We start from the raw sequence: 26450 nt of genomic DNA on the forward strand, positions 1-26450 counted from the left end.
ATAAAATAAGAACAATTTTGCAACGAATTCAGAATGATAATTTCCTTATTCTGAATTCTTAAAATCTTTTATACGGCATAAAACTTGTTGAGAATAAATAATTATAATAATTGTTATGGACCGAATAGAAAGCCAACCATTACATTTAAAAAACGATAAAAAAATAATTGATAAATATTTCAATTTGGTTATTAAAAAGGAATTGAATATTGATGTCAATGCCAGCACTGAATATGTAGTGGTTCAGAATATTGTTTCAAAAAAATTAATTCTTGTCAAAACATTTTCGGACAGCACCATAGAAAATCCATCATTGTATCTTTTATTATCTTCTTTAATTCAGCAAATCAACACCTGTTCGTTAACGAAAAGACAGATTATTACAGTACTAGAAAAAAAATAAAAAATCTCTCAACGTTTTGTTTTGAGAGATTTTATTGATGAACTATTGGGTATCTGTTATGCAGGTTCTTGTATATGTTTTGCTACCATTGCTTCAAGATCATCCAGGTTAAATGGTTTTGAAACATAATCATCGGCACGGGCTTCTGATGCCAAAGCCACAATATCATTATTCGCTGTAACATAAATTACCGGAATGTGTTTAAATGCTTCTGTACTTTTAAGAAGTTTTGTAGCTTCTACACCTCCAATTTTTGGAATCCAGTTATCCATCAAAATAACATCTGGCTGATAATCTTCTACTTTCTCAAGAATATCATGTGATGTTTCGGAAATTCTGACTTCATATCCGTTTTCTTCAAATATAATGGTGATTACTTCTAAAATAGCTGTATCATCATCAAAAATTAAAATTTTCTTTTTACTCATATTATTTATATTCTTACATTATAACTGTTTTATATAACTCGCTAAAGTATCAGGCGTGATAATTAAATCATAATCAATTTCTTCTATAGCATGTCTGGGCATATAGTCTACTTCTGCGGTTTTTGGATCCTGAATCCAGACTTTTCCGTTATGCTTTTTGATATATCCTAACCCTTCCACTCCATCAGCATTAGCCCCTGATAAAAGGATACCAATCACATTTTCGCCATAGATCTCTGCTGCAGATCTGAATGTCACATCTATAGAAGGACGGGAATAATTCATTTTTTCGGAGCTATCTAATGACATATTTTTATTATTCTCAAACAATAAATGATAATCAGCAGGAACAATATATACTTTATTTTCTTCCAGTTCTGTTTTATCTTCAACCTCCACAACAGCTATTCTGGTAAACTGCTGCAGTAATGTCCTAAGAATATCTCCAGATTGTGCCTTACGGTGAATCACCAATATTATGGGAATATGAATTTTATTATCCAGATTTTTAATCATTTCAATAATAACCTGCAGACTTCCCGCAGATCCTCCGATAACAATTAATTTCATATTGGTTTGTGAGTTCATCGCAGTAAATTAATGGTGGTCAATTTTCTTCCAGATCTTCTGGTCTTCCATCTGATGATAATTTTTGTCAATAGTAGAAAACCGAAGGGTCTCTTTTGCTCCCAGCGCAAGAAAGCCCAAATTCTCCAGGCTATTATCAAAAAGCCTGAATACTCTTTCCTGAAGATCTCTGTCAAAATAAATCAGGACATTTCTGCATACAATCAGTTGAAAGCTATTAAAAGAACTGTCTGATACAAGATTGTGAGTTGATAAAATTAATTTTTCCTGCAGGCTTTTATCAAACCTTACGCTATCGTAATTGGCTGTATAATAATCGGAAAAATCTTTTATACCTCCGGAAAGCATATAGTTTTCCGAATAAAGTTTCATTTGCTGTAAAGGAAAAATACCTGCTCTTGCTGTTTCAAGAACTGCGGGATTAAGGTCAGTACCATAAATCAAAGACTTATTATAAAGACCTGCTTCTTTGAGCAGAATAGCAATAGAATAAGCCTCCTCTCCAGTTGAGCAGCCTGCAATCCAGATTCTGATTAACGGATAAGTGCCTAACTGAGGTAATATTTTCTCCCGTAAGGTTTTAAAAAAAGAGGGATCTCTGAACATTTCCGTAACATTCACTGTAACTTCCTCTACAAAGCGTTTTAAATATTCAACATCATTTATAATGGTGTATCTGAGCTCTGCAAAGCTTGTAAACCTGTCCAAGAGGCATATACGGTTAACTCTTCTTTTAAAAGAAGCTCTGCTGTAGCCAGAAAAGTCATAGCCATACAGATCATAAACATCTCTGATGAGATATTCTATTTCTTCATCTTTTACGATACTTGGTTCCAGCATCTATGAAATTTTTTCTATTGCCATTATTAAAAGATCTACATCAATCGGTTTTGAAATATAATCATCTGCTCCTGCTTCCAAGCATTTCTGACGGTCTTCAGGCATTGCCTGTGCAGTGACCGCAATTACAGGGACATGTTTGATTTCTGAAGTATTTCTTATCATCCTGACTGCTTCATAGCCATCTATTCCCGGCATCATCATGTCCATCAGAACAATATAAGACTGGGGACCAGATTTCAGGGTTTCTAAAGCCTCCTGAGCCATTGTACAGGATTCAACTGTATACCCACGCGCTTTAAGAGTTAATTTCAATGCAAATATATTGCGTGGATCATCATCCACGATTAAGATTTTCTTATTCATCAGAATTTTATCTGTTTAACTTTCATACAACCAAACACGAAGAAGTGATAATAACTGATCAATATCTACTGGTTTTGAGATATAGTCTGAAGCTCCTGCTGTAATGCATTTTTCACGTTCTCCAATCATAGATTTGGCAGTAATGGCTATAATAGGCAGCTTTTTAAATGCCTGCATTTTTCTTAATTCCTTAATGGTTTCATAACCATCCATTTCCGGCATCATCATATCCATCAAAACCACATCTACATCTGGATTCTGGTTTATTTGTTCCAGAGCGTGTTTCCCATCCATCGCCACAATTACTTCAACTTTATACTTTTCCAGGGCTTTGGTTAAAGAAAAAATATTGCGTACATCATCATCAGTAATCAATATTTTTTTACCACTCAAAACTTCCGTTAAAGAACCCAGCATTCGGCCTCTGTTATTTTCAGCTGAACCATTTTTCTCTTCTACCAGATGTAAGAATAACCCTACTTCATCCAACACTCTCTGATAAGAATGTGCTGTTTTTACGACAATGGAATCGGCATACTGTTTTATTTTAAGCTCTTCTTCTTTAGATAAATGGTGTTCAGTAAAGATAATGATCGGAAGATTCTCCAGTCCTTCATAACTTTTAATGGACTCAATGATATGGTAATCATTTCCTTTTGCACTTCCAACATCCAGAATTACACAATCAACCAGGTTTGAAGTCAATGCTTTTACACTATCTTCAACAGTATGTTCCACGGATAAAGAAATATTAAAATTACTCAGAAAATAGGATAATGCATTGGCATGTTTGGCATTTTCTTCAACAATCAAAACTTTTTGAGGCCCTTTTTGTAATGCTTCTTCAATTTTCCTGAACACATCTGTCATTCTATCAATCGCTACCGGCTTATTGATAAAATCAACAGCTCCTTTCATAAGACTTTCTTTTTTCACATGCAGGGCAGACATCATGTGGACCGGAATATGCTTCACATAAGGATCCGACTTCAATTCATCCATTACTGCCCAACCATCTTTTACAGGAAGCTGAACATCCAATAAAATGGCATGAGGGTGATATTGCTGAGCTGCTGAAAGAGCATAATCTCCTCTTACCACCACAATACCTTTATAGTCTTGTAAATGAGCATATTTTAATAAAGCTTTTGCAAAATTAGTATCATCTTCAATAATAAGGATAACCTTATCCCCATCCTGAATATTCTCTCTGTCATCCTCTACATCATCAGGAATTTTCAGCGTGTTCAACGGAACAACTTCCCCCTCATCAAGAATGTTCTGAATTTCTTCAACATCTTCACGGATAATCTCTACCAGATCCTGATCGGTTTCGGAATGAGCAATTTCCGTTACTGGAAGTACAGGAATAGTAAAACTGAATTCACTGCCTTTATTCACTTCACTTTTCAGAGCCAATTCACCTCCTAAAAGCCTTGCAATTTCACGACTTATTGAAAGTCCGAGTCCGGTACCTCCAAATTTCCTTTTTGTAGATCCATCAGCCTGCTGAAAAGCTTCAAAGATAATTTTTTGTTTATCTTCTGCAATTCCGATACCTGTATCTTTTACTGAAAATATAATAAATTCAGGCTTTTCCAAATGCTTTTTGATATGAAGATCGATGCTTCCTTTTGTTGTAAATTTTAAAGCATTAGACAATAGATTTCTTAAAACCTGATCAATTCGGAGACGGTCACTTTCAATCACTTTCTGAACGTTCGAATCTATCTGAATATTGAATGGCAGCATTTTCTCCTGAAATACGGGACTGAAAAGGTTTTTCAGGTCTTTTACGATGTCTTCAACAACCACCTCCTGATATTCCAGGGTCATTTTGCCGGATTCTATTTTTGCGAGGTCAAGAATTTCATCTATTAACGTCAATAAACTTGTTCCTGAACTTTGAATAACTTTAGCAGATTCCACCTGATCTTCATTAAGGTTTTCCTCCGGATTTTCTGCCATTAACCTTGATAAAAGAAGGATTGAATTAAGAGGGGTACGTAATTCATGGGACATATTGGCCAGAAATTCAGATTTGTACTTGGTGCTGAGTGCCAGCTCTTCTACTTTTTTCTGAATCTCATTATTCCGTTCTGCAATTAAATGATTTTTTTCTTCCAGCAATCGTGAACGTTCTTCCAGTTCCGCATTGGCCTGCATTAATTCTTCCTGCTGTACTTTTAATTCTTCTTCAGAGGCCTGAAGTTTTTGGGTCTGAGCTTCCAGTTCAGTATTGAGATTTTCAAGTTCAGAGTGCTGTACCTGTAATTCTTCAGACTGTGCCTGGGTTTCTTCCAGGAGCTGTTGTTCTTTTTCTCTTCCTTTCGCAGAATTCAGAGCAATTCCTATATTCACAGAACAATCTTCAAAATAGCTGATTCGGTCTTCATCAAAATTAGAGGTAGATCCCAGTTCAATAACTCCTATTGCATGTCCGTCTGCGAAAACCGGTATCAGAACTATTCCATAGATCTTAATGGTACTGCTGGCAAAAGTTACTACAAAATCATCTTCATGAAGATTATTGTATACCTGCGTTTTAGCATTCATGAAAGCCTGCCCTACCATTCCCTCTCCGGGATCAAAGGTTCTTTTCATATTGGCTTCTAACCCAAATGCTTTATTAAGCCTTAGAACACCTTCATCAAAAAGATATAATGAACCATTGATGCAATTTCCATATTCAATCAACTGATGTAAAGCTTTATCAGAAACTTCCTTTACCGATTTATTTCCTACAAGGGATTCATTCATTAAAGCAAGTCCTTTCTGACGCCAGTCGCTTTTATTAATTTTATCAAAAGATATTTTAAGGGATTCGGTCATGTGATTAAGAGATTCCACAAGGTCTCCGAGATCATCCTCTGCATTATCTACTGCTTTTTCACTATAATCACCATTGGCCACTCTGTTTGCTATTTTTTGAATAGCACTTACACGCCTTGTCATTTCCTGATCTTTATCTCTCAGCATTTTCTCAAGTTCATCTCTCCGGATGAGATCTGCACGCATTTTAAAATAGAAGAATGCAGTTACCACCACTGCTGCCAGTGCAGAAAAAACAATGAACAAGACTGTTGTTTCTGATGAACGTGCTAAATCTTTATTTTTGATTTCAACCTGATTCTCTTCATATTGTACAAAATCTCTTACAATTTTACGGCACTCGTCCATATAAGCTTTACCTGTAACAATCTGCTGCTGGGTCATCACAATTCCTCTTCGTCTGTTTTCCACCAAATTTTCCAGATTATCAATCACTTGGCCGACTGCTATTTTTAATCCTGTCAGTCTTTCCTGTTGGTTCTTATCCTTTACTACAAGTGATTCTGCCAGGACCAAAGCTTTAGAATATTCTCTTAGTCCACGCTTGTATGGCTCCAGAAAGTCTTCCCTCCCGGTAAGCTGATACCCTCTGTTTCCTGTTTCCGCATCCAGCAGGGCTACCAGGACATCTTTAACTGCTGTTACAGAACGTCTGCTTTGGGAAAGGCTTTCACGATGGCTCATCTGATTCTGAATACTCCAGTATGAGGCCACTGAGCTGGCTATTAAAATCAGAAGTGAAAGACCTATTCCAAATTGAAGATTTCGTATAATTTTTTTCGGCATGAAAATTAATTTAAAGGTAGGGTAAAATAAAATGTAGATCCCTCATCTACAATACTTGAAACGCCAACATTTCCATGATGCTGCTTAATGATTTCAGCGCAAATAAACAGGCCGATTCCCATTCCCTGGAACTGCAATGAAGATTCTTCTACACGATAGAATTTTTTGAATACTGCATCCTGTTTAAAATCGGGGATTCCAATTCCAAAATCAGTCACATTTACTCTTACTTCCTGGGCTTCATCATCTACAAAGGTGGTCACAATCACCTGGTTATTCTTCGGGGAATATTTAATAGCATTCGTGAGAAAGTTAATCAGTACCTGCTCGATACGGATCTCATCCAACGGAATTAAAATATCTGGTTTTGTTCCGTGACGATCAATTCTAACCTCACGTTCATCATGGGTCTGTAATATTGTTTCAACCGCATTACTGATTACACTTTCAAGATTAACCGGCTTTTTATTAATCTTCAGTTTTCCATTTTCAATCTTCGATACGTCCAGGAGATCAGTGATAAGGGTATTTAACTTTTCAATCTGGCCCTGAACTTTTGTAACAAATCCTGCTTCCGGACTTTCTTTATCTAATTTCAGCTTTCTTTCCAATAGCTGAACGTACGCTTTAATACTGGTTAAAGGAGTTTTTAATTCATGGCTTGCAATGCTTAAAAATTCATCTTTTTCCTTTTCCACTTTTTTCTGATCATCAATATCAGTAAAGGTTCCTACCCAGTTTTTGATACGATTTTCATCATATACCGGAGTTATTCTCAGCAAATGATAACGGTAATTACCTGAAAATATATTTTTAATTCTGATCTCTAATTCGAGAGCTTTTCCTTTTTTTCTACATCGCTGCAATTCTTCTATGATATCATGATCATCAGGATGCGTTTCAGGAAAAACCTTTTCCTCTTCAGAATACTGATACCATTTACCATTAACAAAATCAACGATTCCGTCTTCATTAAGTGTAAATGCAATCTGAGGAAGTGACTCCAGCATCAGATGAAAATGATCTATCTGAGATTTCATAGTAACCTGAGATTCGCGTCTTCCTTTCACTTCAAGTTCAAGATTCTGCTGTGTTTTTTTCATCTCAAGATTTTTCTCCTGAAGATTATAGAATGTTTTTACTTTAAGCAAAAGAATTTCAGGATCTACCGGCTTGGTTACATAATCTTTACCCCCCGAAGCGTAACCCTGGGTTATAAATTTTTTATCTGTATTGACAGCGGATAAAAATATAATAGGAACATCTTTAGTTTTGCTGTAATCTGCAAGTGTTTCCGCAACTTCAAAGCCATCCATATCCGGCATCTGAACATCTAAAATAATTAAGGCATAGTCATTCTTCAGTGCTTTACCAAGAGCCTCTTCACCAGAGCCGGCTGTTTCTACCTGAAAATCTTTAGATTCAAGTAATTTTTGAAGTGAATAAAGGTTACTTTGGTTGTCATCAACAATTAAAATCATAGGAATTAAAATCAATAATTAGTTACGGATACTTTAGCTTCAAAAATACTCACAATATTTCGAAAAGCAGTAATTTTTAAAGGATAATCCTTAAGAATTCCATACCACATTTTACATGAAAAAAAATCCCTTGCACAGGGATTGGGATTGTTGATCATATTTTAGGAAAAACGTTCAAAATTTCAGAAAAAACACCCTGTAAAAAACAATATACCGGATGAATACCGATGAAAACATTCTCTATTCATTCTGATATGAACATTATCTATGTAAAATCAACCATATAGAATATTAGTAAACCAAAATCCATTTGTGATCATAAAAAAATGACCAGAACTTTAAAAGGTCTGGTCATTTTTTAAACTAACTTTAATTGGTTTTCTTTTTCCATTCTGCTTTCACATCTTCAGCGGCATCTTTCGTCTTCTCCCAAGCTTCATCAGCCTTATCTTTAATATCTTCCCAAGCATCGGAAACATTAGATTTTACTCGATCCAGCCAGTCTTCATGAGTTGCTTCCTGATCGTTATCTCTTTTTTCATTGATATAATCTTTAGCTTTATCCGCTAAGTCGCTGATCTTCCATTTTGCCTCATCAGCTGCATTTTTTAAAGAATTTTTTGTTTGGTCTACTGCATTTTCCGCTTTGTTGTAATCTGAATTGTTCATAATATAATATTTTAGTAATTGGTATATAAATAAACAATCACCATGCCTAAAAAACAATTATTCTGTTAAAAAAATCTTAAAAAAAATACTTCAATACATAGATCCCTGTTTTACAGCTATTAAGCCTGTTATATTTTTTCAAAGAGATGGCCGAAATAGTTCTTTTTCTTAACGAGATAACTTTCATTCACTTCATTAGAATCAATTTCCAAAGGAATTCTGCTGTTGAGAATGATATCGCTATTCTCTACAGATTTGATTTTATCGGGATTATTCGTTAATAAGTTGATCTCTTTTATATGTAAGATATCCAACATTTCAACTGCGATATCAAAGTTTCTTCCGTCAGCAGGAAACCCCAGTTTTAAATTAGCTTCAACGGTATCCCAGCCCTGTTCCTGAAGCTCATAAGCCCTCAGTTTGTTGATGATTCCGATATTTCTTCCTTCCTGACGCAGATAGACAATTACTCCTCCATTTTTAGAGATATATTTCATGGCAGTATCCAGCTGTTGTCCACATTCACATTTTCTGGAGTGAAAAATTTCTCCTGTAATACATTCTGAATGAAAACGTACGTTTACGACTTTCGTAAAATTTGTATTCTCTGCCACCCAAACCAAATGAGGAGACCAGTCTTCTTCACTTTCCGAAAATGCATATACATTGAAGATTCCGTAGTCTGTGGGGATTTTTGATTGCGCCTGTATTTTAAGCATAAGTTTAATTTAAAATTAATTGATCATCTATTTATCAAACGGGCTTTTTTTATCCTGTTTTACCCATATGAGCTTTGAGGTATCGTAACCGATCTCCTGAGCCTTGCTGATGAAACGTTGTTTGATATTTTCAGGAATATTTTTTTCGCGGGAAAGAATCCACAGATAGTCTAAATTTTTTCCGGCAACCAATGCATATTTATAATCCTCAAGGGCAACTACATTATATCCGGCATAAAAAGGCCAGAAAAAACTCACTTTCAGAGCTGCGATATTTTTTTCTCCTCTAAATTTAGCTTTACCATTTACTGAAACCCATTTATTCTTTTTAAAATTATACCCGCTGTTCATGACATTCACGCTTCCGTCCTCATTAAGACTGTACTGAGCCATTGCATTATCAAGATCTTTTTCAAACCGATAATCAAATCTTGCTATTTCATACCATGTTCCTAAATATCTGTTGACATCAAACTGATTGACAGGCTGAGTATTTTCAGGCATAGACGTACAAGAGGACAGACTATTTAATAATCCGAAGCTCATTAACAAGATAAAAGTTATTCTATTTTTCATTTTTAGTTATTTTTTTAAAGAAATAAATATTTAATAAAAACTGACTGTATCCATAAACAGCATCCTCAATAGGAATTGTTCCCATTCTTACTCCTAAAAATTCATCAGGATTGTAGTTAACAACCGGCGAAGGAATTAAAGATCCTGTCAGGATTCCATTTACTGCAAAAAAGCCCGGCATCAGAATCAGATATACAAAACTAGCCTTGGCTATCCAGTCTTTTTTAGCGATAAAATGCAGATAGCAAAGCGTGAGGATCGTTACCACTACTGTTAATAAAGTATATATTTTCTCATAATAAAGAAGCCCTGCCACACTAAGAACAATAACTGCTGTAAAAACAATAAGATTATTAAAAACACCCACCCATTCCATCTTAAAAAACTTTTCCAGACAGTAGTAAGTAAAAACACAGGCAAATGGAATACAGTAAAAAAACAGCCATTCTTCAATGGGAAGTTCTGCAATTTTAATCCCAAGGGTATAATGAAGATCAAACCACCATACTCCTTTTGCCGTAAACCATATATCCCAGAGAATAAATGGAATGGCTACAATAGTAGATGACAACAAAAATTTTCCGAAAAGCTTATTGAATTGTATCCTTCTGTCAAAAGAAGCCAAAAAGCAGATAATGACAGTGAAAAAATTAATCAGTAAATAAGTGTAGTGCATCATTTTTTATTGAAATACATTTTAAAATATTTTACAGGAACCCATAGAAATCCAAAACATTCTCCATCTTCTTTCCCCAAATACTTATGATGTTGTTTATGTGCTCGTCTTATTGCAAGTAAATACGGATTATTTGTTTTGGTAAAAACTTTCGCTCTTTGATGGATAAAAATATCATGAACAAAGAAATAAGCCATTCCGTAAAGACTTATTCCCAGACCGATAAAAAACCAATAACTAAAATTCTGCTTTACTCCCAGATATAATAAAGCAATAGCCGGGCTGGCAAAAATGAAAAAGAACCAATCATTCCTTTCAAGCTTGCCATCATTGCTATGATCATGATGATCCCGGTGCAGGAACCACAGAAAGCCGTGCATAATATACCGATGGATCAGCCATGTTGCTCCTTCCATTGAAATAAATACTCCCAAAACGATCAGAATATTCATTTTAATTATGTTTATTGTTAAAAAGATCATTGAGAACCCTGTATCTGAAATCAAAAATGCTTCTGAGCTTTTCTTTTACAAATAACTGATGGGCTATTTTACCTAAAACTCCCATTGGAAGTTCATAATCTACAGTATCTTTCATAAGTACTCCGGAACCGTTGGGAATAAATTCATGAAAATGATTCCAGTATTTATACGGACCTTCTTTTTGAAAATCAGTGAAGCTTTTATAGCTTTCTACCTGATTGATCACTGTTTTCCACTTCATTGGAATTCCCAATACGGGAGAAACTGTGTAATCAATCTCCATTCCTTCGAAGATAGGTTCATCATTAATCTCTGAAAGAACCACAAAATTCATACTTTTAGGGGTTATTTCAGATAAGTTATGAGGAGATGAAAAAAAATTCCACGCTGCCTCAATATTGCAATTAAGCTGTTGCTCTCTGTATAATCTGTACATTATTTATTCTTTTTTGAATAGTTTCACAACCTTAAAAAAATTAATCACTACTACAATTTAAGCATTAGAAATAAGCAGATTTGTAGCGTATATAACTCTTGAATGCTACCAACAGTTTTTGCGAGTTTGCAATTCTTATCCTTTGCTGCAGCATTTTTTGAGAACTTGTTTTTTTTATTTTTTCAAACAGCGACAAGTAGTATCTGTATGCCAGATAAACTCCGAAAATAGATGAATTCGGTAATTTTTTAATTCCCAGTAATGCTTCTTTAAACTCTTCTTCAATCTCTTTTTCAATACAGGCTTTTAATGTATTATCAAATACTGACATATTCATAGACGGGAAATAGGTTCTGCCCAGAATCTGAAAGTCATCTTTGAGATCTCTCAAAAAATTAACTTTCTGAAAAGCAGATCCCAGTTTCATAGCGAAGGGTTTCAGTTTTTCATATTGCTGTTTATTACCTTCAGTAAATATCTGCAGACACATAAGACCTACCACTTCAGCAGACCCATAGATATATTCTTTATATAATTCCGAGTTATAATCAATGGTATGAAGATCCATCTCCATACTGTACAAAAACTGACTGATCAATTGTATATCAATATTATACTGACGCACTGTTTCCTGAAATGATTGTAAAATGGGATTGAGTGATATACCATCTTCCAGCGCCTCATAGGTTTCTGTTTTTAATCTATTCAAGAGCTTTTCTTTATCATAACCATGAAAGCTGTCTACAATTTCATCCGCCAGGCGTACATAACCATAAACAGCGTAAACAGCAGGTCTGATGGAAGGCTTCAGTGCCAGTATCCCCAATGAAAAACTGGTGCTGTATTTTTGTGTCGTGTACTTACTGACTTCGTAAGACAATTCATCAAACAATTTTTTCATATTATTTTATTTTTAGTTTACTGACTTCAGTTGCTACTATTTTCCCGGAAATTATTGAAGGAGGAACACCCGGTCCCGGAACAGTTAGCTGTCCCGTATAAAAAAGGTTTTTGATTTGTTTATTTTTGATTTTAGGTTTCAGGACAGCTGTTTGTGACAAAGTGTTAGACAATCCATAAGCATTACCCTGATAAGCATTATAGTCTGAAATAAAATCACTTACACAATAACTCTTTTTATACTCAATTCTTGAAACAAGATCGCTTTCTCCTGTGTGCATTTCAATTCTATGAAGCATTTTTATAAGGTATTCTTCCCTTACCGCTTCTTCATCATGTATTCCAGGCGCAAGAGGCAGCAACAGAAAAAGATTCTCACAGCCTTCCGGAGCAACATCCGAATCTGTTTTTGAAGGACAACACGTATAAAAAAGAGGTTTTGAAGGCCATTTCTTATTTTTATAAATACAATCTATATGATTGTCAAGTTCATTTTCGAAAAAAAGGGTATGATGTTTTAAATGCGGAATTCTTCCCTTGATTCCAAGATAATAAATAAGGCACGAGGGCGCAAAGGTTCTTGTTTTCCAATATTCTTCCTTGTAATTTCTGAGTGATTTAGGGAGTAATGTTTCTGTATGATGATAATCTGATGAAGCAATTATGGCATCAAATTCATAATTTTCACCGTCTATTGTGATTGAAACTACTCTTCCTTTTTCTGTATTTATTTTCTGTACTTCACGGCTAAAATGAAAAGTTACCCCTTGTTTCTCTGCAACTTCTTTCATGGCGAGAACCAGCTGATAAAACCCTCCCATTGGGTACTTTGTTCCCAAAACATAACCTCCATAATTCATGAGACTATATAGAGCAGGAATATTTTGAGGAGAAGCACCAAGAAATATAACCGGAAATTCCATTAGCGATCTGAGTTTTGAATCAGAAAAATAGCCAGAAACATATTTCCTGAAATCACTCAAAAGATTAAGTTTCATTGCGCTGCCTGCTATTTTTAAAGAAGCAAATTCTAACCAGTTATAACAAGGCTTTGTCACAAAATCTTTCATTCCTACCTCATATTTAAACTGAGCTGATTTCATAAACTGATCATACCTATTACCCGCTCCCGGCTCTGTTTTTTCAAATAACTCCCGGATTTCATCATTGTTTTCAGGTATTGAAACTTTTTCTTTTGCAAAAACCATTTCAAACTGTGGGTCTAAGGAAATCAGTGTAAAGAAATCAGATGCTTTATACCCAAAGTCATTGAAAAAGCCTTCGATAATATCAGGCATCCAGTACCAGCTGGGTCCCATATCAAAAACAAATCCTTCCTCTGTTTTAAATTGCCTTGCACGTCCTCCGGGCTGATCATGCTTTTCAAATACATGTACTTCATGTCCTGACTTTGCAGCATATGCAGCTGCAGAAAGCCCGGAAAAGCCGGAACCTATTACCGCAATTCTCTTTCTTATGTTATCGGCATTCATTGTTATTGAGTCGTTTTATTCAACACTTTTTACGATTTATTCAATTCAGTTTTTTATACGCAGCATCCAAAAGATCTCTTGCATCGAGATTCATCCGGTAAAAAGAATGATGAAATTCATCCAGTTTAGAAAGTATAGCAATGAGCAACATCTGTTCAGAATGAGTAAGGTTTCCTGCCACCACCTTTGAAGCCATACGGATCTCTTCCATGCTATCAGCTAATACAGCCAGTCCTTTCTCTGTTATTTGAATCATCTTACTTCTTTTGTCTTTTTGAACAACAGTCTGTTCAGCCCAGCCATTACGAAGTAAACGGTTAATGATAAGTATCCCCGAAGATTTTTCATGAAGATTGCGTTTGATCAGTTCCATTTTAGACATGGTTCCCAATACCTTAAGGTTTATAAGATATATGAAATCATCCTGACTTGAAAAGGTAGAATGGCTAATTACAGAGCGTGAGTAAGATTTTGCATATCTATTCATTCTTATCAATAAAGTAGTGATAACACTATCAGAACTTCGTCCCAATTCTTTTCCTATCCAATCAGGGTCTTGAGATTCAAAACCATCTTTACAGGACACATTAATCCATTTTATAAATCCTTTAAGGTCATTACTATAGAAGGATTTACCCTCATTTTGTTTCATGAATTGCTGAACAAGTTCTATAACCGATTTTATAAGATCAAAATTCATATAAAACATTTAGTACACAAATGTACTAATTTTAGAATATAAATATACCTTTATTTTGTTTTTATTTGATAATTAAACCGAAATGATAAAAAAGTGCTTTAAAAGAGGTAGAAAATCAATATGATCTTTAAATAAACAGTAATAAGTAAACTATTAAATAGTAAATTAATAAACCAAAATGATTTTTATAAATTGTTTGTTGATGGCAGAATGACCATAAAGACTTCTACTTTTTAATTGTTATGATTAACAGGGTAGTCAAAATAAAAGATATTAATATCCTTTGCAGAAGACCATATCGTCAGGAACATGAATAAAACTACCTAAGCAAGATCATCCAATTAAAAGTCCATACATTGAAAAAACATGTAAATGATTATTCTGGTAATTTAGGCGGAGTTATCCTTTGATTTTTAGTATTGAGTGTTCCCAGGAATGCTTCCAGTTGAGCTATTTCTTCATTGGTAAGATCCAATGGTTTCAACATTGAAGATTTCTGAGAATCTAATTGTATATTTCCATGTATTATTATTTTTTGAATAATCCAACCCTACCCGGTAAGTGAAATATTGTCCACCACCACTGGTGGTAAAATTGGTCCTGTAAAAATCACCATTCCTGTTCATTACATCAAACCAGTTGACATCTACGCCATTCCATGGATAAGCTACAGGCTTGGGAAGGTTTTTAGAATAATCATTATAAAGCTGAGCATACTGCTGTCCGCTCAGATATTTAATTTTATTAATACTCTGAGAAACTCCATATTGGGTAGTAAATGAATAAGTCGGTTTTCCTTTATGTCCTTTTTTAGTGGTAATCAGGATCACTCCATTGGCAGATTCAGCTCCGTAAAGTGCTACTGCTGCTGCATCTTTCAGAATATTAATACTTTCAATATTATCTGTATTGAGCCTTGCCAGTGGATTAATGTTCATCTCGGAATTGGATTCTGCACCATTAAAGTAAGTCTGAGCAAAGGGATTGTCTTCTCTCATGATGACACCATCTATATGATGAGTGGCTGTGTAGAAGTTCCGAAAACTGCTGAAAGCGGAACCAGAGAGCCTAGTCCTCTAATATTTATATTTACAGGCTTTCCCAGTTCTGTATTATTTACAATCTGTACTCCGGGAGCCATCCCTGCAATCATCTTATCTATACTTTCATAAGCTTGGGAAACATTAATATCTTTTTCTATAAGTGTTACGATGGATCCCACAACTTCTTCTTTAAGCTTTTTGGTTCCATAGGAAGAAGTCACAACAACTTCCGCAATCGATTGCACATTTGTAGAGTCTTTTTTTTCGGCTGATGAAGTTTGGCCATTGATGAGAACAGCTCCGCAAATCATCAGAATACTTGCGACAGATTTATTCATTACTGTTGAAATAGGAATAATTTACAATAAAGAGAGGAGGTTTACAAACTATATTCTTAAAAGAAAACCTGATCGATACAGAAAGAATAAAAAGCTGACAAATGCCATTGCATACCGTCCAAACTCATGAAGTTTTAATTAGAATTAATAAAAATTAATTGAAAATTTAAGTAATTAAAATAGAAAAAAAGAATATGCCTTTTAATTTTTTCCGAAAAAGTAATCCCTTTAATCAGCTATGTGTAAAAGTTCTATTGAGGACATTGTAATAAATCATTACTGTTTAAAATCTTTTTTAAGTCTCAAATGTAGTTTGAAACGGCAAGATAGCTATAATAAAAAATGATATAAGATACCTTTATTACCTTATAAATTTAAAGTTTTTCCGCACCTCCAAAAAAGGTAATTAATATAAAAACAACAATTTAAGGGGATTCAAAACAAATTATTTAATTAATATCTTCATAAATAATGTAAAACACAGTCATTTTACTTTTAAATAGCTATAATTTGATTAAATTTACGTCAATAACGTCTGTTTATTCAGGCATCTTAAAAAACGCTCAGAAAAAAAGGTATGAATAAAAAAAATGCCACTATTTATGACATTTCCAATAAGCTCAACGTAAGTGTGGCAACTGTTTCGAGAGCATTGAATGACCACCCGCGAATAAGTGAAGCTACCAAAGAGCTGGTTCGTAAAACGGCCAAGGAAATGAATTACAAGCAAAATAACCTTGCCAAAGCTTTAAAAAGCGGTGAAACCAAAAATGTAGGTATCATTGTTCCGTATATCAATACCAACTTTTTCTCGTCAGTAATCCGAGGAATTGAGGAAGAGCTTTCCCCACTGGGTTATCATGTGATTATCTGCCAGAGCCACGAAGATGTGAATATTGAAAAAAGACAGCTGAACACGTTGCTGAATGCTCAGGTAGACGGTATTTTTATGTCTGTTTCCAAAACAACAACGGATATCAGTCATATCCAAAGCATTATAGATACTTCGAATACACCGGTTATTTTCTTTGACCGTAAAAAAGATATCTCAGGAATCAGCACGGTGACTATTGATGATTATCGTGGTGGTTACATGGCTACGAAACATCTTATCAAAGAGGGATATAAGAATATCTGCCATTTTGCAGGAGATCTTAATCTTGAAATTTACCAGAACCGTCTTAATGGCTATAAACAAGCTTTGGCAGATCATCACCTTCCTGTAAAAGAGGACAATATTATCTTTACGGGCAGTTCTATTGAAGAAGGAACAGAAGCCATCAAAAAGCTTTGGAGCAAAAAATCTGTTCCGGATGCTATATTTTCATCCAGTGACTTTGCTGCTTTAGGTGCCTGCCAGGAATTAAAAAAGAGAAAAATAAAAATTCCTGAGGAAGTTGCCATTATCGGTTTTTCCAATGAACCATTCACTCAGTTTATGGAGCTTCCGATTAGTTCGGTAGATCAGACTCCTGTATTGATGGGGAAAATGGCAGGACAGGTATTTTTAGAAAGTGTAAAAGAAAACGGTTCCGGGGTTTCTATTGAGAAAAAGGTGGTGCTTACGCCGCAACTTTATATCAGGAAGTCGTCAAAGAAAAAATAGTTTTTCTCTTGAGATTACTACGTGACAGAAGTCATCAAAAGCCTGTTTGTCATTCTGAAGAAGGACAAATCTAAATTACACTCTATTTATAAGTTTTGGCTAAAGCCAATGATCGTATCTCTGTTTTATTAAACGGGCTAAAGCCTGTTTCAATTGAATCACATTTTTACTATTACTTGATCATTTTACTCGTGAGAAAGTTTCACTTCTCTAAATATTCCTCGCTCTGATATTTCATTATTATAAAAAGAAAATGCCTCCTACAAAGTAGAAAGCATTTTCATCCCTAATTAATATTTATAGTCAAAAAACATTTTATAAACTAACGCCTCTTCTCCAGGCAATAAAGTCGTTTTGATTTAAAATGGCAGCTTTTGTTTTTACTTCTCCACTGGCTATTTTAATAATAAACTCCAGCAGTTCTTCTGCTTTCTCATCAATTGTCTTTTCTCCTGTAATCACGTCTCCGGTATTGAAGTCGATGATATCAGGCATTCTCTCGGAAAGTGAAGTATTGGAGGATATTTTTACCACAGGAACGACAGGATTTCCAGTAGGAGTTCCAAGACCCGTTGTAAACAACACGACATTAGAGCCTGAACCTACCAAAGCAGTGGTGCATTCTACATCGTTTCCGGGAGTACATAGTAAGTTCAATCCGGGTTTCTGAATATATTCGGTGAAATCAAGGACGTCATTAATGGGAGATGAGCCTCCTTTTTTAGCCGCTCCTGCAGATTTCATGGCATCAGTGATCAACCCATCTTTAATATTCCCCGGTGACGGATTCATATCAAAGCCAGATCCTGCAGCAACGACTGATTCTTCAAAATCTTTCATCAATTGTAAAAATCGTTCTGCATCTTTCTCGTTTACACAACGGTTTACCAGTTCCTGCTCTACGCCGCATAATTCCGGGAATTCGGAAAGAATTGTAGCACCACCAATTCCGGCCATTAAATCTGACAGACGGCCTAAAACCGGATTGGCAGAAATTCCGGAAAAACCGTCTGAGCCACCACATTCCAATCCTAATATAAGCTTTGAAATAGATGCCGGTTTTCTTTGGATTTCGTTGGCTTTTTTAATGGCTTCATAGGAATCCTTAATGATCCCGCTCAGCATTTCATCCACGGTTCCCGATTTTTGCTGTTCATAAACGATAATCGGTTTTTTATTGTTGGGACTGATCTTTTCAAGGGCATCTTTAAAAATCTGAACCTGCAAATTCTGACAACCAAGGCTCAAAACGGTTGCTCCAGCCACATTTGAATTATTAACGTAGCCTGCCAGCAAACGTCCCAATGCTTCTGCATCCTGACGAATTCCGCCACAACCACCCTGATGGGTTATAAATTTAACGTCAATATTTTTAAAAACCCTGGAGTCCTGATCTTCTTCTGCGATAACTTCTTCCTCTGAATTATTGATAAGAGATCTCAACAACAGCTGATGTTTTGTTACTTTTTCAAATAAAAGTTCTTTCTCAAAAACCTCTTTTAAAATCTCTACATTTCTGTTTTCACAAAAAACCAAAGGAAAAAACAGCCATACATTTTCTGTTCCTACCTGCCCGTCTTCCCTATGATAGCCCATGAAAGTTTTATCCTTCCATTCCTCCACATCCGGAGCTGTCCAGGAAATAGTTTCTGTTTTGCCTTCTACTTTTGCGCTCTGATGTTTTACATTTTCCGTGGTAATCACCTCTCCTTTTTGGATGGGTTGACTGGCTTTTCCCACCAAAACCCCATACATGATAATGGAATCTCCAGCAGAGAGATCTTCTGTAACGAACTTATGTTTAGCCTTTGTATCTTTTATCATCTCATAAGTAAGATCATCCAGTGTAACCGTTTCACCCTGTGCAAGATCAACCAGCGCAACTGCTACATTATCATCAGGATTTACCTTCAGTACTTTCTTTTGCATAATATTTAAGAGTAAGATTGAATAAAGTTTTGATACGCTGTTTCCACATCATGATTATCAATTTCCCACAATGCTTTTGCCACCGCCTCTTTCAAACCTTTAACTTGGGTAAGATCAGTATCCCAGAAAGCATTTTCACTTAGTGCCAGTGTTGCTACCTTTTCATAATCGTTTGTTGTCCAGATATCTTTGAATCGGTTGATAATTGCCTCTTCATCATTCAACGGAAGGGCTGCCCCATTAAAACTTCCCTGGTAGAATCTTATTAAACTTGCCAGAGAGAAGGTTAAATTAAGCGGTAATTTATGATTAATTTCAACATACCCTAACAGGCTCGGAAGAATTCTTACTTTAAATTTAGAAACAAAATACAAGGCGATACTTGCCAGATAGTGCTTAATAAAAGGATTTCTAAACCTGTCAAACACTTCTTCAGCAAAATCTTTCAACTCGTTCTCATCAAATCCTAAGGTTGGGTTGACTTCATTGAAAACCGCATCACGTAAAAACTTCCCGATAAATGGATTGTCAATGGATTCTTTTACCGTTTCTTTTCCTGATAAAAGTGCCGGAGCCAGCATTAAAGTGTGGCCGCCATTCAAAATTCTTACTTTTCTCAGGCGATAAGGCTGAATATCATCCACTACCAGAATCTGTTCATTGATCTGATCGAAGGGAATTCTTTCTTTCAGATTTTTAGCATCCTGAATGACAAAAAGTAAAAATACCTCAGAAACAACCATCATCTGGTCTTCATAATCCAACTGTTCTTCATAAGATTCTGCATCATCTTTAGGATATCCCGGAACAATCCTGTCTACCAATGTATTGTGGAAATAATTACACTGTTCAATCCATTGCACAAAATCCTCTTTTAAATTCCATAATCTGGCATATTGAATAATGATATCTTTTAAGACAAAGGCATTATCTTCAATGAGTTCACAAGGGATAATTCTTAATCCTTTTTCTGGTGCTCCTTTGAAATATTTAAATCTTTCATATAATAAAACTGTCACTTTCGCCGGAAAGTTTTTGTGCGGTCCGGAATACTGATCTTCAGTTTCGTCATACGTAATTCCTGTTTCTGTGGTATTGGAGAAAACAAATTCCAACTCTTCTTCTTTTGCTAAAGCCAAAAATTCGTCATATTGTGTATAAGGATTGATGGACTTCTGAATGGAAGAAATCACCTGTTTTTCATCAATAATTTCACCTTTTTTTATTCCTCTTGTAAAAAGGGTGTATAGATTATCCTGCTCTTCCAGTTTATGAACAGAACCACCCTGTGTAGGCTGAACATTGACAATTCCAGCGTTGAAACCTGCTTTTTTATTTAATTGATCTATAATATAATCTGTAAATCCCCGCATGAAATTTCCTCCTCCAAACTGTACGATTTTGATCGGAAGCTTTTCGTGAGAACCATTGAATTCACGATTTAATTTTTGTTTTATCTGATTTTCCATTTTTTCTAATTTGAATGAAACTATCTTTGGATCTGATAGCTTTTGTTTCTATTTAATCACTTTGTATTTAGGAACCAAAGTCTTCATGACACTCCAGGCAATCAGGTAAGCCACTGCACATACTGAGAAAATGATCATGTAGCCTTTATCAATTCCATCGGAAATAATAGCTCCGGATTTTTCCAGATCATGAACAAAATTTTCAGGAAGACGTTCATTAATGTATTGAGGATATTTTTCCAATAAAGGAATTCCGTCCACAGTAGTCCATGCTTTATGAGCATGATCAAACAGAACTCCAGAAGATTTATTAATTAAAAATGAGCCGATTCCACCTGCCATCCCTCCGATTCCGGTAATGGTTGCGATGGCTTTTTTAGGAAACATATCGCCCACCGTAGAGAAAATATTGGCAGACCATGCCTGATGTGCTGCTCCCGCAATTCCGATAATCAGAACCGGAATCCAATAGGAAACAGAACCTAATGGTTGTGCCAACAAAGCCAGCAGAGGGAAGAATGCGAAGATTAACATCGCTTTCATCCTTCCGGAATAAGCATTCATCCCTTTTTTCTCTACAAAATATTTTGGAAGCCATCCTCCAATAATCGACAATAAAGTGATCATATAAAGAACAAATAGCGGTAAGGCACTTTGGGTAGAATCCATTTTATAAACAGAACTCAGATAAGCTGGTGTCCAGAACAGGAAAAACCACCAGATTCCATCTGTCATAAACTTTCCAAAGGCAAAAGCCCAGGTTTGTCTGTGACTGAAACATTCCCTGAAAGAGAATTTCTTTTCCGGCAGCGATGCATCTTCTGCAGGCAAATCATCCTGATCCTGCTGAATATAGATAAGCTCATGCTCATTAACCTTGTGATGTTCGTGAGGTTTTTTGTAATAGAATACCCAAAGGCCCATCCATACAAAACCTAATGCTCCGATGATGATAAATGCCCATTCCCAGCCCATCGATTTTGCGATAAAAGGAATGGTAACCGGCGCAGCTAAAGCTCCAACCGTTGCTCCGGCATTAAAGATACTGGTTGCTAACGCTCTGTCTTTCTTTGGGAAATACTCTGCAGTCGTTTTTATCGCAGCAGGAAAATTCCCAGCTTCCCCAACAGCCAGAACGAAACGGGCAAAAATGAACAATGTGACACTGGTACTGATGATAGCCCCAACATTATCTACTCTTCCGATAATCTCTTTAGATTCTTCAAAACCTACCCACCAGTGTCCGGTCAGAACCCCTGAAGTAGCAATTCCGCAGAAAGCATGGAGTACCGCTCCTATCGACCAGATTCCGATCGCCCAGAGAAATCCTTTTTTGGTATCCATCCAGTCTACGAATTTCCCGGCAAAAAGCATACTTATTGCGTAGAAAATAGAAAATAATGCAGTGATATTTCCGTAATCATTATTGTTCCAGTGAAATTCCGGAGCGATGAAATCTTTCCAGGTGAGAGACAGCACCTGCCGATCCATATAATTGATGGTCGTTGCAATAAAAAGGAGCAGGCAGATTGTCCATCTGAAGGTACTCGGTTTCGGAGATATTTCTTTTTTCATATCAATCGTTAATAGTATTGATTTTTATTGATTTTAACAATAGAATAAGACAAAAACTATCCTTTCCATGCTATATAAGCACAGAATCTATTAATTTTTTAAACCATTATTATTTAATTAAAGAATTGAAAACAGTTAAGTTGAGCTTCAATGGTTACCCTCTTGAAAGTATTTACTTAGTTTTTACTTTTCTTGCTGGCTTAAAACAAAATGAAAGGATCTCGTTATCTTAATTCATTAATAACCTGAATCGAATGGGCAACTGCTTCTGTAATCTTTTCATAGTCATATTCTCCTTCCTCATTTTTTACAAACAGCTGGGAACCTAATCCTACACAATAGGCTCCTGCAGAAATCCATTCGGTAATATTTTCTTTAACAGGGATTACTCCTCCTGTAGGCATGATGTTTGACCATGGCAGCGGACCTTTCACTGCTTTGATGAATTCCGGACCTCCTACCTGTGTTGCCGGGAATATTTTTACAATTTCAGCACCCAGTTCTTCGGCGTAAGAAATTTCAGAAACAGAACCACAGCCGGGCATCCAGGCAATTTTTCTTCGATTGCAAACTTTTGCGACTTCAGGATTTAAAATGGGAGCTACAATAAAATTCGCACCATTCTGAATGTATAATGAAGCCGTTGCCGGATCAAGGATAGAACCAATCCCCAGGATCAGTTCAGGAATTTCTTTGGCAACATATTTTACCAGCTCAGCAAAAACTTCATGGGCAAAATCTCCCCTGTTGGTAAATTCAAAAACACGGGCGCCACCATCAAAACAAGCTTTCACAATTTTTTTGCAAACATCAAGATCTGTATGATAAAATACTGGTACAATCCCTGTCTGCTTTGCCATCAAGGCAACTTCTATTCTATTAAATCTTGCCATAATTATCTTTTTATTCTTCCTCCTGAATTTCCGTTCATCACTTCCAGGATGTCTTCTGCACTTGAATAGTTAATATCCCCCGGAATAGTATGTTTTAAAGCACAGGCTGCGTTTGCAAAATTCAATGCTTTTTCGTCATCAAAATTCTTTAAACCATAGATTAACCCTGCGGCAAAAGCGTCTCCCGTCCCGATTCTGTCAACGACAGGATTGATTTCAAGGAGATTGGTTTCAAAATAGGTTTCATCTACCCATGCTCTTCCCTGGGTTTGCTGAGTGCTGGCTGTGACCCCAATTCTTACTTTATCAAAAATCCTTTGAACGGAAGGAATCTGTTGTTTTAATTCTTTACAGGCTTCAATAAAACCTTCTTTGTCTGAGGAAAACTGAGTTTCGAAAATTTCATTGATTTCGTTTACTCCTCCGATAAAAATGGTGGAATAAGAAACCAGTTCTTTCAGTACTTCATTTCCTTTTTTGCCATATTTCCAGAGATTTGAACGGTAAGCAGGATCGGTTGTCACTTCAATCCCCATCTGCTGAGCGATTTTCAACCCCTCTTTTAAAGCTTCATAGGCTGATTCCGAAATACCGGGACTGATTCCTGTCCAGTGGAAGTATCCACATCCTTCAAGCACATTTTTCCAGTCTATTTTTTCAGGTTGAATATTTGCAAAGGAACCGTTCAGCCTGTTATAAGCAATTCTGCTGGCACGAACTGATGATCCTACCTCAAGAAAATACAGGCCCAGAGGATGTTCATTTTTGTTGATAAAAGTGGTATCAATACCAAAACTCTGAATGAAAGAAACCGCAGATTCTCCAACAAAATCATCGGATACACAGCTGATATGCTGTACTTCACAACCCATTGTTGCCAATGAAGCAGCGACATTCAACTCTGTTCCTCCAAAAAAGAACTCCATTTCATGACTTTGTTTCATGGTTCTGTTTCCGGGTGGAGAAAGCCTCATAATGACTTCACCGAATGTGACTATTTTGCTCATGATATTCAATTAAAAATCAAAATAGTTTTTTGCGTTATGATAACAGATATCTGAAATAGTTTTCCCAATCAGTTCAATGTCATCCGGCAGTTCGCCATTCTTCATTTCTTCTCCGAAAAGATTACACAATACTCTTCTGAAATATTCATGTCTTGGATAAGAAAGGAAACTTCTGGAATCTGTGAGCATTCCTACAAAGCAGCTAATCAATCCCATATTGGAAAGGGCATTCATTTGTTTGATCATCCCATCTTTCTGGTCGAGAAACCACCATCCTGAACCAAACTGTACTTTTCCTTTGATGCTTCCATCATTGAAATTTCCGATCATTGTCGCGAAAATTTCGTTATCAGCTGGGTTTAAATTGTATAAAATGGTTTTTGTAAGTTTATCTTTTCCGTCTAAAGTGTTCAAAAATCGGGACAACGTTTCCGCCTGCACAAAGTCGCCAATGGAATCCCAGCCGGTATCAGGTCCCAGAACTCTATGCATTCTTTCATTATTATTTCTCAAAGCTCCCAAATGGAATTGCTGCACCCATCCGTATTGGTGATAAGCCTCCCCTAAGAATAATAAAATGGCTGTTTTAAATTGGTTCACCTGCTTTTCGGCAATCACTTTTCCGGCTAATTTATCATTGAAAATAGTATTCACTTCGACTTCTGAAGCTTCTTCAAAAGAAATATTGTTTAAACCATGGTCACAGAGTCTGCATCCGTTTTCGTGGAAATACTCAATTCTTTTAAGCAAAGCATCACATAAAGTCTGGTAAGAATTGATTTCAATACCTGCTGAAGCCCCCAGTTTTGCGATATAATCTGCAAAATTGTGATTTTCAATCAAAATGGCTTTATCCGGACGGAACGCCGTGCTTACTTTTATACTGAAATCGCTTTTCGCCAGATCCTGATGGTAATTCAAAATATCTGTAGGATCTTCTGTGGTACATAGAGATTCCACATTCATCATTTTCAAAAGACCTCTGGTAGATTTTTCCGGTGTCTGAAGCTGAGCGGTGATATTCTCATAGATCTCTGATGCGTTATCTTCACTTAATAATTCATCAATTCCGAAATATCTCTTTAATTCCAGATGAGTCCAGTGATACAGAGGATTTCTCAATGTATAAGGAACCGTTTTTGCCCATGCTTCAAATTTCTCTTTGTCAGTAGAATCTCCCGTGATGAATTTTTCATTCACTCCCATGGTACGCATGGCTCTCCATTTGTAATGATCACCGGCAATCCATACTTTAGAGATATTTTCAAAAACAGTGTCTTCTGCAATATCTTTAGGGATCAGATGATTATGATAATCAATGATAGGTTGTTTTTCTGCGAATCTGAAGTAAAGTTCTTCAGCGTATTTATTTTGTAATAAAAATTGATCTGTTATAAAAGGTTTCATTCTAGTCTAATCTGTAGTTATTCATTAGCAGGTTTTCCAATGGTGGCGAGAATTCCTCCGTCAACGTAAATAATCTGTCCGTTGATGAATCTGCTTGCATCAGAAGCAAGGAAAATAGCTGTTCCTGCAAGGTCTTCCGGATTTCCCCATCTTCCTTCCGGAGTTCTGCTGATGATAAAATCATTGAAAGGATTTCCATCCACACGGATGGGTTCTGTCTGGGAAGTAGCAAAATATCCGGGACCGATTCCGTTCACCTGAATATTATGTTTTGCCCATTCTGTTGCCAGATTTTTAGTAAGCATTTTAAGGCCGCCTTTTGCAGAAGCATACGCCACTACATTATCGCGTCCCAGCTCACTCATCATCGAGCAGATATTGATAATTTTCCCGGATTTTCTTTTAATCATATATTTCCCGATTAATTTCGACATGATAAAAGGTCCGGTAAGGTCTACATCAATTACTTTTCTAAAGTCTTCCACTTCCATATCAATAGCCGGAATACGTTTGATAATTCCTGCATTGTTGACAAGGATATCTATTTTTCCATGGGTGGCTTCCATTAACGCTACTTTTTGGGCAGCTTCCAGTTCATCCGTCACATCAAAAATATAGCCTGTTGCTTTATACCCTTTTTCGTGGTAGTAATTCAATGCTTCTTCCAGTTTTGATGGCGTTGTACTGGTGATTGCCAGTTCGGCACCAGCAGCAGCAAGGCCTTCTGCCATTGCCATTCCTAATCCGTGAGTACCGCCGGTAACGACTGCTACCTTACCGGATAAATCAAATAAATTCATTGGGAAAA

General features: G+C 36.1%; 26 protein-coding genes. 2 read left to right on the top strand and 24 right to left on the bottom strand.

Annotated features, from left to right (window positions below; all coding sequences use genetic code 11):
* The first annotated feature begins 115 nt into the window (after nucleotides 1–115).
* Nucleotides 116–403 (top strand): hypothetical protein, encoded by a 288-nt coding sequence (locus JOE44_RS04745; RefSeq protein ID WP_209784558.1) that lies wholly within the window; start codon nucleotides 116–118, stop codon nucleotides 401–403.
* A 56-nt stretch (nucleotides 404–459) separates the two neighbouring features.
* On the opposite strand, the gene JOE44_RS04750 is transcribed toward JOE44_RS04745, so the two are convergent.
* From JOE44_RS04750 to JOE44_RS04830, 17 genes are all read right to left on the bottom strand, one after another.
* Complete coding sequence (locus JOE44_RS04750; RefSeq protein WP_209784559.1) at nucleotides 460–831, bottom strand: response regulator; 372 nt, start codon at nucleotides 829–831, stop codon at nucleotides 460–462.
* 18 nt (nucleotides 832–849) lie between these two features.
* Nucleotides 850–1401 carry a chemotaxis protein CheB gene (locus tag JOE44_RS04755; protein WP_245169710.1) on the bottom strand — a complete coding sequence of 184 codons (552 nt, stop codon included), beginning with the start codon at nucleotides 1399–1401 and terminating at the stop codon, nucleotides 850–852.
* 27 nt (nucleotides 1402–1428) lie between these two features.
* Nucleotides 1429–2259, bottom strand: coding sequence for a protein-glutamate O-methyltransferase CheR (locus tag JOE44_RS04760; RefSeq protein ID WP_209784561.1), 831 nt, complete (start codon nucleotides 2257–2259; stop codon nucleotides 1429–1431).
* The gene (locus JOE44_RS04765) at nucleotides 2260–2625 is read right to left on the bottom strand and encodes a response regulator (protein WP_209784562.1); all 366 of its coding nucleotides are present in this window, start codon (nucleotides 2623–2625) and stop codon (nucleotides 2260–2262) included.
* A gap of 15 nt (nucleotides 2626–2640) precedes the next feature.
* Entirely contained in the window at nucleotides 2641–6243 is a 3603-nt protein-coding gene (locus JOE44_RS04770) for a response regulator (RefSeq protein ID WP_209784563.1), read from the bottom strand.
* Between the two features lie 5 nt (nucleotides 6244–6248).
* Complete coding sequence (locus JOE44_RS04775) at nucleotides 6249–7724, bottom strand: response regulator (protein WP_209784564.1); 1476 nt, start codon at nucleotides 7722–7724, stop codon at nucleotides 6249–6251.
* A gap of 369 nt (nucleotides 7725–8093) precedes the next feature.
* A complete protein-coding gene (locus tag JOE44_RS04780; RefSeq protein WP_209784565.1) occupies nucleotides 8094–8393 on the bottom strand; it encodes a hypothetical protein in 300 nt (99 codons plus the stop codon).
* Between the two features lie 128 nt (nucleotides 8394–8521).
* The gene (gene ribA, locus JOE44_RS04785) at nucleotides 8522–9112 is read right to left on the bottom strand and encodes a GTP cyclohydrolase II (protein ID WP_209784566.1); all 591 of its coding nucleotides are present in this window, start codon (nucleotides 9110–9112) and stop codon (nucleotides 8522–8524) included.
* A gap of 27 nt (nucleotides 9113–9139) precedes the next feature.
* Nucleotides 9140–9688: a lipocalin family protein gene (locus tag JOE44_RS04790; protein ID WP_209784567.1), complete on the bottom strand. Its 549-nt coding sequence runs from the start codon at nucleotides 9686–9688 to the stop codon at nucleotides 9140–9142.
* Nucleotides 9678–10367, bottom strand: coding sequence for a lycopene cyclase domain-containing protein (locus JOE44_RS04795; RefSeq protein ID WP_209784568.1), 690 nt, complete (start codon nucleotides 10365–10367; stop codon nucleotides 9678–9680). The genes JOE44_RS04790 and JOE44_RS04795 overlap by 11 nt, the downstream gene beginning before the upstream one ends.
* Nucleotides 10364–10816: a sterol desaturase family protein gene (locus JOE44_RS04800; RefSeq protein ID WP_209784569.1), complete on the bottom strand. Its 453-nt coding sequence runs from the start codon at nucleotides 10814–10816 to the stop codon at nucleotides 10364–10366. Before JOE44_RS04800 ends, JOE44_RS04795 begins: the two co-directional genes overlap by 4 nt.
* Nucleotide 10817: 1 nt before the next feature.
* Nucleotides 10818–11285 (bottom strand): SRPBCC family protein, encoded by a 468-nt coding sequence (locus tag JOE44_RS04805; RefSeq protein ID WP_209789102.1) that lies wholly within the window; start codon nucleotides 11283–11285, stop codon nucleotides 10818–10820.
* Nucleotides 11286–11346: 61 nt separating this feature from the next.
* Entirely contained in the window at nucleotides 11347–12183 is an 837-nt protein-coding gene (locus JOE44_RS04810; RefSeq protein ID WP_209784570.1) for a phytoene/squalene synthase family protein, read from the bottom strand.
* Between the two features lies 1 nt (nucleotide 12184).
* Nucleotides 12185–13675, bottom strand: coding sequence for a phytoene desaturase family protein (gene crtI, locus JOE44_RS04815; RefSeq protein ID WP_209784571.1), 1491 nt, complete (start codon nucleotides 13673–13675; stop codon nucleotides 12185–12187).
* A gap of 40 nt (nucleotides 13676–13715) precedes the next feature.
* Nucleotides 13716–14375, bottom strand: coding sequence for a MarR family winged helix-turn-helix transcriptional regulator (locus JOE44_RS04820; protein WP_209784572.1), 660 nt, complete (start codon nucleotides 14373–14375; stop codon nucleotides 13716–13718).
* Between the two features lie 458 nt (nucleotides 14376–14833).
* Nucleotides 14834–15373, bottom strand: a complete 540-nt coding sequence (locus JOE44_RS04825; protein ID WP_209784573.1) for a TonB-dependent receptor plug domain-containing protein — start codon at nucleotides 15371–15373, stop codon at nucleotides 14834–14836.
* Nucleotides 15374–15384: 11 nt separating this feature from the next.
* Nucleotides 15385–15756 (bottom strand): hypothetical protein, encoded by a 372-nt coding sequence (locus JOE44_RS04830; RefSeq protein ID WP_209784574.1) that lies wholly within the window; start codon nucleotides 15754–15756, stop codon nucleotides 15385–15387.
* 577 nt (nucleotides 15757–16333) lie between these two features.
* On the opposite strand from JOE44_RS04830, the gene JOE44_RS04835 reads away from it, so the two are divergent.
* On the top strand, nucleotides 16334–17362 hold the full coding sequence (locus tag JOE44_RS04835) for a LacI family DNA-binding transcriptional regulator (protein ID WP_209784575.1): 1029 nt from the start codon (nucleotides 16334–16336) through the stop codon (nucleotides 17360–17362).
* A 315-nt stretch (nucleotides 17363–17677) separates the two neighbouring features.
* On the opposite strand, the gene JOE44_RS04840 is transcribed toward JOE44_RS04835, so the two are convergent.
* The 7 genes from JOE44_RS04840 to JOE44_RS04870 form a co-directional block, all read right to left on the bottom strand.
* Nucleotides 17678–19291, bottom strand: coding sequence for an altronate dehydratase family protein (locus JOE44_RS04840; RefSeq protein WP_209784576.1), 1614 nt, complete (start codon nucleotides 19289–19291; stop codon nucleotides 17678–17680).
* Nucleotides 19292–19296: 5 nt separating this feature from the next.
* Nucleotides 19297–20760, bottom strand: coding sequence for a tagaturonate reductase (locus JOE44_RS04845; protein WP_209784577.1), 1464 nt, complete (start codon nucleotides 20758–20760; stop codon nucleotides 19297–19299).
* Nucleotides 20761–20808: 48 nt separating this feature from the next.
* Nucleotides 20809–22335, bottom strand: coding sequence for an MFS transporter (locus JOE44_RS04850; protein ID WP_209784578.1), 1527 nt, complete (start codon nucleotides 22333–22335; stop codon nucleotides 20809–20811).
* Nucleotides 22336–22559: 224 nt separating this feature from the next.
* Entirely contained in the window at nucleotides 22560–23228 is a 669-nt protein-coding gene (locus tag JOE44_RS04855) for a bifunctional 4-hydroxy-2-oxoglutarate aldolase/2-dehydro-3-deoxy-phosphogluconate aldolase (RefSeq protein ID WP_209784579.1), read from the bottom strand.
* Nucleotides 23229–23230: 2 nt separating this feature from the next.
* Nucleotides 23231–24235 (bottom strand): sugar kinase, encoded by a 1005-nt coding sequence (locus JOE44_RS04860; protein WP_209784580.1) that lies wholly within the window; start codon nucleotides 24233–24235, stop codon nucleotides 23231–23233.
* 9 nt (nucleotides 24236–24244) lie between these two features.
* On the bottom strand, nucleotides 24245–25642 hold the full coding sequence (gene uxaC, locus JOE44_RS04865; RefSeq protein WP_209784581.1) for a glucuronate isomerase: 1398 nt from the start codon (nucleotides 25640–25642) through the stop codon (nucleotides 24245–24247).
* A gap of 17 nt (nucleotides 25643–25659) precedes the next feature.
* Nucleotides 25660–26442 carry a gluconate 5-dehydrogenase gene (locus JOE44_RS04870; RefSeq protein WP_047430171.1) on the bottom strand — a complete coding sequence of 261 codons (783 nt, stop codon included), beginning with the start codon at nucleotides 26440–26442 and terminating at the stop codon, nucleotides 25660–25662.
* Nucleotides 26443–26450: the final 8 nt, after the last annotated feature.

Origin of the sequence: Chryseobacterium sp. PvR013 (assembly GCF_017833095.1) — a bacterium.
Classification (GTDB): Bacteria; Bacteroidota; Bacteroidia; order Flavobacteriales; family Weeksellaceae; genus Chryseobacterium; species Chryseobacterium culicis_A.